This is a genomic window from Massilia sp. Root351 (genome assembly GCF_001425045.1).
Lineage (GTDB): Bacteria > Pseudomonadota > Gammaproteobacteria > Burkholderiales > Burkholderiaceae_D > Rugamonas.
This window is the reverse complement of sequence record NZ_LMDJ01000011.1, coordinates 23670-35383: the sequence shown is the minus strand read 5'-3', so window position 1 is coordinate 35383 and position 11714 is coordinate 23670. Positions and strand designations below refer to the sequence as shown.

The 11714-nt window shown below is 65.1% G+C and carries 12 protein-coding genes; 11 read left to right on the top strand and 1 reads right to left on the bottom strand.

The genetic code is table 11. The annotated features are described in order from the left end of the window. Nucleotides 1-258 precede the first annotated feature (258 nt). The 10 genes from ASD15_RS12990 (at nt 259) to ASD15_RS12945 (ending at nt 9791) form a co-directional block, all read left to right on the top strand. On the top strand, nt 259-1749 hold the full coding sequence (locus tag ASD15_RS12990) for a B12-binding domain-containing radical SAM protein (protein ID WP_057155410.1): 1491 nt from the start codon (nt 259-261) through the stop codon (nt 1747-1749). Nucleotides 1750-1896: 147 nt separating this feature from the next. Continuing rightward, complete coding sequence (locus ASD15_RS12985) at nt 1897-3024, top strand: ABC transporter permease (RefSeq protein ID WP_057155409.1); 1128 nt, start codon at nt 1897-1899, stop codon at nt 3022-3024. Beyond that, nucleotides 3024-3890, top strand: coding sequence for an ABC transporter ATP-binding protein (locus tag ASD15_RS12980; RefSeq protein ID WP_057155408.1), 867 nt, complete (start codon nt 3024-3026; stop codon nt 3888-3890). The genes ASD15_RS12985 and ASD15_RS12980 overlap by 1 nt, the downstream gene beginning before the upstream one ends. Before the next feature lie 2 nt (nt 3891-3892). Continuing rightward, nucleotides 3893-4840, top strand: a complete 948-nt coding sequence (locus ASD15_RS12975) for an MlaD family protein (RefSeq protein ID WP_057155407.1) — start codon at nt 3893-3895, stop codon at nt 4838-4840. Nucleotides 4841-4854: 14 nt separating this feature from the next. Then, nucleotides 4855-5490, top strand: coding sequence for an ABC-type transport auxiliary lipoprotein family protein (locus tag ASD15_RS12970; protein ID WP_057155406.1), 636 nt, complete (start codon nt 4855-4857; stop codon nt 5488-5490). A 71-nt stretch (nt 5491-5561) separates the two neighbouring features. Continuing rightward, a complete protein-coding gene (locus ASD15_RS12965; RefSeq protein WP_057155405.1) occupies nt 5562-6662 on the top strand; it encodes a VanZ family protein in 1101 nt (366 codons plus the stop codon). A gap of 58 nt (nt 6663-6720) precedes the next feature. Next, the gene (locus tag ASD15_RS12960; protein WP_057155404.1) at nt 6721-7041 is read left to right on the top strand and encodes a ferredoxin; all 321 of its coding nucleotides are present in this window, start codon (nt 6721-6723) and stop codon (nt 7039-7041) included. Then, entirely contained in the window at nt 7041-7697 is a 657-nt protein-coding gene (locus ASD15_RS12955; protein WP_057155403.1) for an alpha/beta hydrolase, read from the top strand. Before ASD15_RS12960 ends, ASD15_RS12955 begins: the two co-directional genes overlap by 1 nt. 58 nt (nt 7698-7755) lie before the next feature. After that, complete coding sequence (locus ASD15_RS12950; protein ID WP_057155402.1) at nt 7756-8904, top strand: D-alanyl-D-alanine carboxypeptidase family protein; 1149 nt, start codon at nt 7756-7758, stop codon at nt 8902-8904. Further along, entirely contained in the window at nt 8904-9791 is an 888-nt protein-coding gene (locus ASD15_RS12945) for an aldo/keto reductase family oxidoreductase (protein WP_229418171.1), read from the top strand. The genes ASD15_RS12950 and ASD15_RS12945 overlap by 1 nt, the downstream gene beginning before the upstream one ends. Before the next feature lie 3 nt (nt 9792-9794). Here the strand turns inward: ASD15_RS12945 and pssA are convergent, their stop codons facing one another. Continuing rightward, nucleotides 9795-10580, bottom strand: coding sequence for a CDP-diacylglycerol--serine O-phosphatidyltransferase (gene pssA / locus ASD15_RS12940; protein ID WP_057155400.1), 786 nt, complete (start codon nt 10578-10580; stop codon nt 9795-9797). Between the two features lie 144 nt (nt 10581-10724). Here pssA and ASD15_RS12935 point away from each other — a divergent pair, with 144 nt between their 5' ends. Continuing rightward, nucleotides 10725-11702 carry a CAP domain-containing protein gene (locus ASD15_RS12935; RefSeq protein WP_082551814.1) on the top strand — a complete coding sequence of 326 codons (978 nt, stop codon included), beginning with the start codon at nt 10725-10727 and terminating at the stop codon, nt 11700-11702. The last annotated feature ends 12 nt before the right edge of the window (nt 11703-11714 follow it).

Here is an 11714-nt window from a genome sequence, read left to right as displayed (position 1 = left end):
CCTCCGGCATCATCATCAAACGCCCACACTTATCGACTGTTAATTTTTAAAGAATTCTGCGTTACTTGCTGAAGCGTTTTGTTCAGCAGCAGAGAGGCGAGATTATGCGGTGTTTCGTGCAGCTCGTCAACCCCTGATTTCTACCCTGCGCAACTCGCATTTGCATGCAGCGCGTCGGGAGGCAGAACTATATAGAAGCCGCCGCGGCTTGGCAAGGGTAAAATGCCTCCTTTGCCGTCCTATTCTTCGCCCGTTCCCATGACTATCCTGCTCTCCACCCTCAATGCGCGTTACACCCATGCTTCCCTGGGCTTGCGCTACCTGCTTGCGAACATGGGGGAGCTGCAGGAGCAGACCAGGATCCAGGAGTTCGTCATCGGCGCCAAGACCACCGAGATTGTGGAGCGCATCCTGGCGCACAAGCCGCGCATTGTCGGTTTCGGCATCTATATATGGAACGTCGAAGAGACCAACAAGGTCGTGGGCATGCTGAAGCGCGTGGCGCCGGAGGTGGTGGTGGTGCTGGGCGGGCCGGAAGTATCGTACGAGACGAACGAGCAGGACATCGTACGGCTGGCGGACTATGTGATCACCGGCTGGGGCGACGTGACTTTCCCCAAGGTGTGCAGCGAGGTCCTGAATGGCCCCAAGCCCATCATGAAGGTGCACGCCGGCCACCAGCCACCGATGGCGGAACTCAAACTGCCCTATTCACTGTATTCGGATGACGATATCAAGAACCGCACCATCTACGTGGAAGCTTCGCGCGGCTGCCCGTTCAAGTGCGAATTCTGCCTGTCGGCGCTGGACAAGACGGCCTGGCCGTTCAATATCGATACCTTCCTGGCAGAGATGGAGGGGCTGCATGCACGCGGCGCGCGGCTGTTCAAGTTCGTGGACCGCACCTTCAACCTGAATATCAAGACCAGCCTGAAGATCATGCAGTTCTTCCTGGACAAGCTGGAGGCGAACCCCGACGATCCGGTCTACGCCCACTTCGAACTGGTGCCGGACCACCTGCCGGACGCGCTGAAGGAGGGTATTGCCAAGTTCCCGCACGGCGCGCTGCAGTTCGAGATCGGCATCCAGAGCTTCAATCCGGAGGTGCAGGCGCTGGTGAGCCGCAAGCAGGACAACCAGAAAGCGGCCGACAATATCCGCTGGCTGTGCGACCATTCGGCGGCGCACATGCACGTGGACCTGATCGCCGGCCTGCCGGGGGAAACCGTGGAGAGTTTCGCCGAGGGCTTCAACAAGCTGTGGGCGCTGGGGCCGCACGAGATCCAGTTCGGCATCCTGAAGCGCTTGCGCGGCACGCCCATCATCCGGCACACGGAGCCGTTCGGACTGGTGTTCGATCCGCATCCGCCGTACACCATCCTGGCAAACAAACATATCGATTTCCAGACCATGCAGCGGCTGGTGCGTTTCGCGCGCTATTGGGACCTGGTGGCCAATTCGGGGCGCTTTACCCATACCTTACCGACTCTTTTGGGAGTATCGCCGTTCCAGAATTTCATGGCATTCTCGGACTGGCTGTACGCGAACACCGACGCCACGCACCGCATCGCGCTGGACCGGCTGGCGGCCATGGTGCAGCGCTGGCTGGTGCACACGGGCATGGACGCGGAGGCCGCGGCGCAATTGCTGGCGGGGGATTTTGCGCCGAAAGGGAAGCCGGCGGCGCAACCCCACGCCCATGCACACCATCCGGCGCCGCAGCGGCAGGCACGCCACCTGGCCGCTTGACAGTGGCAGCTTACGCTGCGCTCGGCGCGCCCCGCCAGCCCGCCCCCTCCCGTGTGTCCGGGAGGGCGGGATCGCCGCAGGCGTAACCCGCCGGAACCGCCGCCGTACCGGGTGGCGCCGTAGTAGAAAGTCACTTACACTTGAGCCATGCCAACTAACCCCGTGCCCACCCTCTCCATCAGCTCCGGCAGCGCGCCGGGGGCTACGGTCACGGCCAGCGGCACCTGGCAAGTCCATGCGCTGGCCCACCGCCAGCCCATGCGCGCCATCACGGCCACGCTGAAACAGCTCAAGGGCAAGACCCCGCAGTGGGATTTGCGCGCGATCGAGGCGATGGATCACATCGGCGCCCAGCTTTTATGGAATGCCTGGGGCAAGACCCGGCCAGCATCCCTGCAAATGGCGCCCGAGCACGAAGAATTCTTCAAGCGCCTCGAATCGACCGGCACGCTGGAACTCAAGCACGAGCGCAAGCACCGCCTCACGTCGGTGATGAAGCTGGGCTTCGCCATCATGGGCTTCGGCGAGCACCTGGCCGGCTTCGTGCGGCTGATCGGCCAGGTGACGCAGGACGCCTGGCGCTTCCTGCGCAACCCCATGCGCGGCCCCTGGCGCGAAATTTCCGCCAACGTCTACCACGCCGGCTTCCAGGCGCTGGGCATCACCGCGCTGGTGGGCTTCCTGATCGGCGTGGTGCTGTCCTTCCTGTCGGCGCAGCAACTGCGCACGTTCGGCGGCGACATCTACCTGGTCAACCTGCTCGGCATGAGCGTGATCCGCGAACTGGGACCGCTGCTGGCGGCGATCCTGGTGGCCGGCCGCTCCGGCTCATCGATCACCGCGCAGCTGGGCGTGATGCGGGTGACCGAAGAACTGGACGCGATGCTGGTGATGGGCATTTCGCACGGCTTCCGCCTGATCCTGCCGAAGGTGATAGCGCTAGCCATTTCCATGCCGCTGCTGGTGATCTGGACCGACACCATGGCGCTGATCGGCGGCATGGTGTCGGCCAAGGTGGAGTTGAACCTGTCGGCGCGCTACTTCATCCAGAAGCTGCCGGACGCGGTGCCGCTGGCGAATTACCTGATCGGCCTGCTCAAGGGCGTGGTGTTCGGCGTGTTGATTGCGCTGGTGTCCTGCCACTTCGGCCTGCGCATCCAGCCGAACACGGAGAGCCTGGGACGCGGCACCACCACTTCGGTGGTGACGGCGATTACGGTGGTGATCCTGGCGGACGCGGTGTTCGCCATCGTCTTCAACGGGGTGGGCTACTGATGGACCAGACTCCCGCCCCAACCCAGGCTCCCGAGGAGAATTGCGGCTGCCCCGAAGGCGAAGGCAAGCTGACGCTGGACGGCAGCGTGCCGGTGGTGCAGATCACCAACCTGCAGACCAAATTCGGCCGCACCGTGGTGCACCAGGACCTGAACCTGGAAATCGAGCAGGGCGAGATCCTGTCCATCGTGGGCGGCTCGGGCACCGGCAAGACCGTGCTGCTGCGCCAGATGCTGGGCCTGGAGCGCCCCAGCAAGGGCTGCGTGCGCATTTTCGGCGAGGACATCAGCGAGGCCAACGCGGAGCACCTGCAGCAGCTGCGCAACCACTGGGGCATGCTGTTCCAGCAGGGCGCGCTGTATTCGGCGCTGACGGTGTTCGAGAACATCGCGCAGCCGATGCGCGAGCTGCGCGTGCTGCCGCAGGACTTGATACGCGACGCCGTGCTGCTGAAGATGAACATGGTGGACCTGGGCCCCGAGCACGCCAACAAGATGCCGTCCGACCTGTCCGGCGGCATGATCAAGCGGGTGGCGCTGGCGCGCGCGCTGGTGCTGGAGCCGAAGCTGCTGTTCCTGGACGAGCCGACCGCAGGCCTGGACCCGGACCGCTCGGAGAGCTTCGTCAAGCTGATCAAGTCGCTGCACCGCGAACTGGGGCTGACAGTGGTGATGGTGACGCACGACCTGGACACGCTGTTCGCCCTGTCCACCCGCATCGCCGTGCTGGCGGAAAAGCATGTGATCGCCATCGCACCGACGCGCGAAGTGATCAAGGTGGATCATCCCTTCATCAAGGAGTTCTTCCTCGGCGACCGCGGCAAACGCGCGCTGGAAGCGCTCGATGACAGCAACAACAAGGAGTAGGCATGGAAAACAGATCGCACGCATTAATGACGGGCTTCTTCACGATATCGCTGCTGATCGCGGCGGTGCTGTTCGGCGTCTGGTTCAACCGCGACCGCGTGGAGCGCAATCCCTACCTGATCGCCACCACACTGTCGGTGCCCGGCCTGAACCCGCAGGCGGCGGTGCGCTACCGCGGCCTGGAAGTGGGCAAGGTGGACGCCATCGATTTCGATGCCAAGGTGGCGGGACAGATCCTGGTGCACCTGAGCATAGATCCGGAAACGCCGATCACCAAGACCACCTTTGCCACGCTGGGCTACCAGGGCGTGACCGGCATAGCCTACATCCAGCTGGACGATGAATCGGTGGGCTCGCCGCGCCTGCAAACCAGCCAGGCCAACCCGACCCGCATTCCGCTGCAGCCCGGCCTGTTCGACCAGCTGGAGAAGCGCGGCAAGGCCATCCTGTCCAAGGCGGAGAAGGTGACGGACGATCTGAGTACCCTGCTCAGCCCCGACAACCAGAAAGCCATCCTGGGCGCCTTCACCGACGTGAGCGAGACCGCGCGCGAATACCGCGCCCTGCCCGCGCAGCTTGGCCCCACCTTCGACAAGCTGCCCAAGCTGGTGCAGCAGGCCGAAGGCAGCCTGGCGGCCGTGAACCGGCTGGCGGACGACGCCACCAAGCTGTCGGCCAGCCTGCAGGGACCGGACGGCGCCATCTCGCGCCTGAACAGCACCGTGGACCGCGTTGGACTGTCGCTGGAGACGGTGGCCGGCGGCGTGGAACTGGAGACGCTGCCGAACATTAACGCGCTGACCGACGAAACGCGTTCCTCGATGCGCGCCGTGCGCCGCACCATGAACACCCTGAACGACAGGCCGCAAAGCATTCTGTTCGGCGCGCCGGACGGCACGCCGGGGCCGGGCGAAGCCGGCTTCAGCCCGCCGGCGCCCGCCGCCAAATAAGAAGAAGGAGTCCCATGAAACCCAACCTCGCCGTCACCGCCGCCGTTGCACTGGCGTTCCTCGCCTCCGGCTGCGCCACCAAGAACGCCGGCAACACGGTCTACGACTTCGGGCCGCTCCCTGCCGCCGCAGGAGCGGCGCCGGCCCCGGTCCCGGCCGCAGCCATCCCCGCCCTGGTGGTGGCGGACGTCAACGGCCCTGCCTCGCTCGACAGCAACCGCATGTACTACCGCCTGCTGTATGCGGACGCGCAGCAGGCCCGCCCCTACGCGCAGAACGCGTGGAGCGTTACGCCGCTGCAGCTGCTCACGCAGCGCCTGCGCGCGCGCCTGGCGCAGGCCGGCGTGAAAGTGCTGGCCACCACCGACGCCGCCGTCGGCATGCCGGTGCTGCGCCTGGAAGCGGACGATTTCTCGCAAAACTTCGCCAGCCTGACCAGCAGCAGCGGCCAGGTGTCGCTGCGCGCTTCGCTGTTCCGCAACCACAAGCTGGTGGACCAGAAGACCTTCACGCGCAGCACCGAAGCCCCAAGCGCCGACGCCGCCGGCGGCGCGCGCGCGCTGGCCGCATCGTCCGACGCCATCGCGGCCGACATCCTGGCATGGCTGGCGGCGCTGCCGCAACCTTCGGCCCAGGCAGCGCGGCCGTGAGCCTGGGACTGTGAGCATTGCATCGTGAGCCCCAAGCCGTGAGCGTGACAGAAACAACAGTCCAGCCGCGCATGCCGTCGCCGGTGGCGCGCGCGACGCTGCTGGCCTATCTGCTGCTGATCGTGTACGCCAGCTGGTTCCCCTTCTCGGGCTGGCTGAACCAGGGCCTGTCGCCGCTGATCTTCCTCGAACACACGGCCATGCCGCGCTACTGGACCAAGTTCGACGCCATCATCAACGTGGTCGGCTATATGCCCTTCGGCGCGCTGGTGGTGTACGCGCTGTATCCGCGCGTGCGGGGCGTGGCGGCCTTCCTGGTGGCGGCCGTATGCGGCGTGCTGGTGTCCGGCATCATGGAGGCGGTGCAGACCTATTTGCCCAGCCGCGTGTCGTCCAACCTGGACTTCTACACCAATGCCGCCGGCGCCGCCATGGGCGCGCTGTTCGGCACGCTCACGGTGACCAAGCTGCTGGACGGCAGCCATCTGTACCGCCTGCGCCAGCGCTGGTTCGTGCAGCACACCAGCCAGGGCCTGGTGCTGATGGCGCTGTGGCCGCTGGCGCAGATCTATCCGCAGGGTTTCCTGTTCGGTCACGGCCAGCTGCTGCCCATCCTGTCCGACTGGCTGTCCAGCCTGCTGGACATGAATGTCGACCTGGTGGCGCTGCTGCGCCCCGGCGTGGAGCTGACGGTGGAACAGTACTGGCTGTCCGAAACCATCATCACCGCCTGCGGCATGGTGGGCGCCGGCCTGACCTTGCTGTGCCTGATGCGCAAGCACGCGCCGCGCGCCGTCCTGCTGATCGGCCTGGCCGGTTCGGCCGTGGTGGTGAAGTCGCTGGCGACGGCGCTGCTGTTCTCGCCGGAGAATGCCTTCGTGTGGATTACGCCCGGCGCGCAGGGCGGCTTCCTGATCGGCGCCATCATGCTGGCCGGCCTGGCCTTCGCGCCGCAGCTGGCCCAGCGCCGCCTGGCCGCGCTGACCTTGCTGCTCAGCCTGCTCATCGTCAACACCACGCCGGTCAACCCGTATTTTGTGTCCACCCTGCAAGGCTGGGTGCAGGGCAAGTTCCTCAACTTCAACGGCGCCGCGCAATTCCTGTCGCTGCTGTGGCCCTTCTTCGCGCTATGGTTCCTGCTGCTGCCGTCCCACAAGCTGAACCGTCCGTAAACCCGCCCCGGCGCAGGGCGGGTATGATTACGCCTGAAACGACAAGCGAGGCCTTACCATGAGCGACAACAAACCCTATTTTGAACGTCACGTGTTCTTCTGCATGAACAAACGGGACGACGGCCGCAACAGCTGCGGCGACCACGGCGCCGAAGTGGCGCAAAAACACGCGAAAAAACGCTGCAAGGAGCTGGGCATCAACGGCCACGGCAAGGTGCGCATCAACCAGGCCGGCTGCATGGACCGCTGCGAAGAAGGCCCGGTGATGGTGGTTTATCCGGAAGGCACCTGGTACACCTACGTGGACACCACGGATATCGACGAGATTGTGGACAGCCACCTGGTTGGCGGCAAAGTGGTGGAGCGCCTGAAGATATGATGAACAAGAACTCGGAAAAATTCACGCTGCCCGGCGGCGCCGGGCTGATGGAAGGCCTGATCGACATGCCGGGCGGCGACGCCGCGCCGCGCGGCATCGCCCTGGTAGCGCACCCACACCCGCTGTACGGCGGCACCATGGACAACAAGGTGGCGGTGACGCTGATGCGCACCTTCGTCGGCCTGGGCTACGTGGTGGCGCGCATCAACTTCCGCGGCGTGGGCGCCTCGGAGGGCGTGCACGACCGCGGCCACGGCGAAACCGACGACATGGGCTTGCTGTACCAGCACATGACAGCCAAATTTCCCGGCTTGCCGGTGGCGCTGAGCGGCTTTTCCTTCGGCACCTATGTGCAGTCGCAGCTGGCCAAGCGCCTGGCCGAGGCCGGCACGCCTGCCGAGCGGCTGGTACTGGTGGGTACGGCTGCCAAAAAATGGGAGCTGGCGGAAGTTCCCGCCGACACCATCCTGATCCACGGCGAGAACGACGACACCATTCCGGTGCAGGACGTCTTCGACTGGGCGCGCCCGCAGGACATCCCGGTGCTGGTGATCCCCGGCGCCGACCATTTCTTCCACCGCAAGCTGGGCCATATCAAGACCTGGGTCTCGGCGCTGTGGCATTCCGGCCAGAAGGGCGCCGACGAGGCAGCTTAAGGCCCTATAATCTCCCGCACCCGTTTTTACACCCACTGCATACACTGCATCAAGACACATGAAAAAATACCTCGCGGCACTCGCAACCAGCGTGCTGTTCATCACCTCCGCCGTCGCGCAAACCCTGCCTGCTCCCACCATCGCCGCCAAATCCTGGTTGCTGCTGGACATGACCAGCGGCCAGATTATCGCGTCGCAAGACCCGAACATGCGCATCGAGCCGGCTTCGCTGACCAAGATCATGACCGCTTACCTGACCTTCCAGGCCCTGCGCGACAAGAAGATCGACATCAACCAGAAAGTCAACGTATCGGTACGCGCCTGGAAAGTGGACTCGAGCAGTTCGAAGATGTTCATCGACCCGGCCGTGCCCGTCACCATCAACGACCTGCTGCACGGCCTGATGGTGCAGTCGGGCAACGACGCTGCCGTGGCGCTGGCCGAAGCCGTGGCCGGCGACGAAGGCACTTTCGTCACGCTGATGAACCGCGAAGCGCAGCGCATGGGCCTGACCCAGACCCGCTTCGCCAACCCGCACGGCCTGCCCAGCCCGGAAAACTATTCCACCGCGCAAGACTTGTCCGTGCTGGCCAAGCGCGTGATCGCCGACTACCCCGAGTTCTACAAGATCGACTCGGTGAAAAGCTTCACCTACAACAAGATTACGCAGCCGAACCGCAACCGCCTGCTGTGGCTGGACCCGACCGTGGACGGCATGAAAACCGGCCACACCGAAGCGGCCGGCTACTGCATGATCGCGTCGGCGCGCCGCCCGAACGGCAACTTCGGCGAGCGCCGCCTGATTTCCGTGGTGCTGGGCACCGCCTCCGACGGCGCGCGCACGGCCGAAAGCCAGAAGCTGCTGAACTGGGGCTTCCAGAATTTCGATACGGTACGCCTGTACAGCAAGGGGCAAGCCATCGATACGCCGGAAATCTGGAAAGGCTCGTCCAACAAGGTCAAGATCGGCTTCTCGCACGACGTGCTGGTAACGGTGCCGAAAGGCGTGGCCGGCAAGATGAAGCCTGTGCTGGAACGCAAGGACCCGCTGGTGGCGCCGTTGGCTGAAAACACCCGCGTCGGTTCGCTGAAGATGATGGTGGACGGCAAGCCGCTGCTGGAACTGCCGGTGGTGGCGCTGGAAGGTGTGCCGCAGGCGTCCATCTTCGGCCGCGCATGGGACTCCGTGCGCCTGTGGCTGAAATAATGGCGAACCAGGCCGGCGGACTGCAACTGTCCCGCATTGTTGCGGGCATGTGGCGCATGACCGAGTGGGACATGGCGCCGCAGCAGCGCCTGGCCTTCATCGAGCAGTGCCTGGAGCTGGGCGTATCCAGCTTCGACCATGCCGACATCTACGGCGGCTACGGCGTGGAAGCGCTGTTCGGCGAAGCGCTGGCCTTAAAGCCGGCGCTGCGCGAGCGGATGCAGATCGTGAGCAAGTGCGGCATCAAGCTGCTCTCGCCGAACCGCCCCGAACACACCATCCAGCATTACGACACCACGGCGGCGCACATCACCGCCTCGGTGGAGAACTCGCTGCGCCAGCTGCGCACCGATTACCTGGACCTGCTGCTGATCCACCGCCCGGACCCGCTGATGGACTTCGATGCGATGGCCGCCACCTTCACGCGCTTGCGCGGCGAGGGCAAGGTACGGCATTTCGGCGTGTCCAACTTCAGCCGCCACCAGTTCGAGGCGCTGAACCGGCGCATTGGGCTGGCGACGAACCAGGTTGAATTCTCGCCGCTGCACCTGGCGCCGATGTTCGACGAAACCTTCGACGGCCTGCAGGATCTGGGCGTGGCGCCGATGATCTGGTCGCCGCTGGGCGGCGGACGCCTGTTCAGCGGCGGCGACACGGCCGGCGCGCGGCTGCGCGCCACCATCCAGCAGGTGGCGGACGAGGTTCAGCGCCCGTTCGCATCGGTGGTGTTTGCGTGGATCATGCAGCTGCCCTGCAGCCCGGTGCCGCTGACCGGCTCGGGACGCATCGCGGCAATCGAGGAGGCGGTGCAGGCAACGCAGTTCGCCTTGAGCCGCCAGCAGTGGTTCGGGATCCTGCGCGCCGCGCGCGGGCACGAGGTGGCGTAAGGCTTACGCCGTTTCGTCTTCGTACACGAGCGGCGGGGCTATGCCGGTCCAGCCGTACTTCCAGGCCAGGTTCAAGGCCAGCGTGAACGCCACGTACACCGCGAAGAACAACGCGAAGAAGGCCGTGGTGAGCCACAGCATCAGGCCCAGGCACACCAGCAGCGCCACCAGCGCGCCCCAGCTCCGCTTCTGCTTGGAGCTGGGGAAGCGGATGGTGGACACCATCAGTCCCCCCACCGCGAACAGCAGCACCACGATCAGCACGGCGTGCTCCAGCGTGCGCGCCGGCTCCGGCCACGCCACCACCACCGAGGCCACGCAAGCGGCGCCTGCCGTGATCGGCATGCCGACGAAATAGCGCGGATCGGTGCGGCCCACGTTCACATTGAAGCGCGCCAGGCGCAGCGCGCCGCAAGCGACGAAGATGAAGCTGGCAATGCCGCCGGTGCGCAGCAAGGTGCTGTGCTCGTGGCCCAGCAGCACGAAGCCATAGCAATATAGCAGCACCGCCGGCGCACAGCCGAAATTCATCACGTCCGCGATCGAATCGAGCTGCACGCCGAATTCCGAGCTGGTGCCGGTGGCCCGCGCCACGAAGCCGTCCAGCGCGTCGAACACCCCGGCCAGCACCAGCAGCACGGCGGCCATCTGGTAATCGTGCGCGCTGCCGATATAGGCGTTGTCCACTGAAATGACGATGCTGCCGAAACCGCAGGCGATCGACAGCAGGGTGACAAAGCTGGGCAGGGCAAATTTGGCGCGGCGCAGGCGCTGCTTGGTTCGTGTCATCTGGGGAATATTGCCATTTGAAGTAAGCAGTTATTTTACCCCGCCTGGGGCGATAATCTGATCTGGCTCAACATGAGCGGTGCGATTGTGGCGTCAGCACAGTTTGTTTTCGCATAGAATTGAAACTCTGCAAGAGGAGCTGTCATGAATATCCCGTCCGCCCGCAAAGCCCCCCGCTCCGCGCCGATTTCCACCGCGCTCACGGCGCTGACTGCGGCATTCATGGCTGCCTTGCTGGCGGCCTGCGGTGGCGGCGGAGGCGGCTCGACCGCTGCCGTTGCCACGCCGTCCACCGTCAACACGCCCGCCGAGCCGGGCGCGCCCACGCTGAGCGGCGACATTCCGCTGGATGGCTACAACTGGATCAATTACCGGCGCCAGCAGGCCGGCCTGGCGGCACTGGCGCGCAACGCGCGCATCGACCTGGCGGCGCAAGCGCATTCCAGCTACCAGCGCCAGAACAACACCGTCACTCACGACCAGACCGCCGGCCTGCCCGGCTTCACCGGCGTAACGCTGAAAGACCGCCTGGCCAGCGCCGGCTATGCGCTGGTGGGCGCCTACGCGTACGGCGAGGTGATTTCGGCGGCGTCCGAGACGTCCGGCTTCTATCACGCGGAAGAGCTGATCACGGCCATCTACCACCGCTTCGTGATCATGGAACCGGTGTTCCGCGAAGCCGGCACCGGCTCGGCCACCGGCAACGGCTACACTTATTTCACAGCGGATTTCGCCACCACCAACGGCTATGGCGCGGGCGTGGGCCGCGGCAAGCTGGTGGTCTACCCGGCGGTAAACCAGACCCGTGTGCCGCTGAATTTCTTCAGCGACACCGAATCCCCGGACCCGGTGCCGAACCAGAACGAGGTGGGCTACCCGATCAGCGTGCAGGGCGACATTTCCGCCGCCGTGAACGTGCAGACCTTCACCGTGCGCCCGCGCGGTGGCGCCGACCTGCCGGTGCGCCTGCTGACACGCGCCACCGACCGCGAAACCCCGGTGGCCGGCGCAGCCATCATTCCGCTCAGCGTGCTGAAAGCGGCCACCACTTACGACGTGACCTTCACCGGCACGGTGGACGGCGTGACCGCCAACCGCAGCTGGTCGTTCACCACCAAGTAAGCTGCTGCGTGC

What these genes read in the sequence shown, in the direction of transcription:
- ASD15_RS12950 (WP_057155402.1), top strand. Translation starts at nt 7,756, where the DNA reads ATGAAAAAATACCTCGCGGCACTCGCAACCAGCGTGCTGTTCATCACC.
- ASD15_RS12935 (WP_082551814.1), top strand. Translation starts at nt 10,725, where the DNA reads ATGAATATCCCGTCCGCCCGCAAAGCCCCCCGCTCCGCGCCGATTTCC.
- ASD15_RS12945 (WP_229418171.1), top strand. Translation starts at nt 8,904, where the DNA reads ATGGCGAACCAGGCCGGCGGACTGCAACTGTCCCGCATTGTTGCGGGC.
- pssA (WP_057155400.1), bottom strand. Translation starts at nt 10,580, where the DNA reads ATGACACGAACCAAGCAGCGCCTGCGCCGCGCCAAATTTGCCCTGCCC.
- ASD15_RS12975 (WP_057155407.1), top strand. Translation starts at nt 3,893, where the DNA reads ATGGAAAACAGATCGCACGCATTAATGACGGGCTTCTTCACGATATCG.
- ASD15_RS12980 (WP_057155408.1), top strand. Translation starts at nt 3,024, where the DNA reads ATGGACCAGACTCCCGCCCCAACCCAGGCTCCCGAGGAGAATTGCGGC.
- ASD15_RS12955 (WP_057155403.1), top strand. Translation starts at nt 7,041, where the DNA reads ATGAACAAGAACTCGGAAAAATTCACGCTGCCCGGCGGCGCCGGGCTG.
- ASD15_RS12965 (WP_057155405.1), top strand. Translation starts at nt 5,562, where the DNA reads ATGCCGTCGCCGGTGGCGCGCGCGACGCTGCTGGCCTATCTGCTGCTG.
- ASD15_RS12960 (WP_057155404.1), top strand. Translation starts at nt 6,721, where the DNA reads ATGAGCGACAACAAACCCTATTTTGAACGTCACGTGTTCTTCTGCATG.
- ASD15_RS12985 (WP_057155409.1), top strand. Translation starts at nt 1,897, where the DNA reads ATGCCAACTAACCCCGTGCCCACCCTCTCCATCAGCTCCGGCAGCGCG.
- ASD15_RS12970 (WP_057155406.1), top strand. Translation starts at nt 4,855, where the DNA reads ATGAAACCCAACCTCGCCGTCACCGCCGCCGTTGCACTGGCGTTCCTC.
- ASD15_RS12990 (WP_057155410.1), top strand. Translation starts at nt 259, where the DNA reads ATGACTATCCTGCTCTCCACCCTCAATGCGCGTTACACCCATGCTTCC.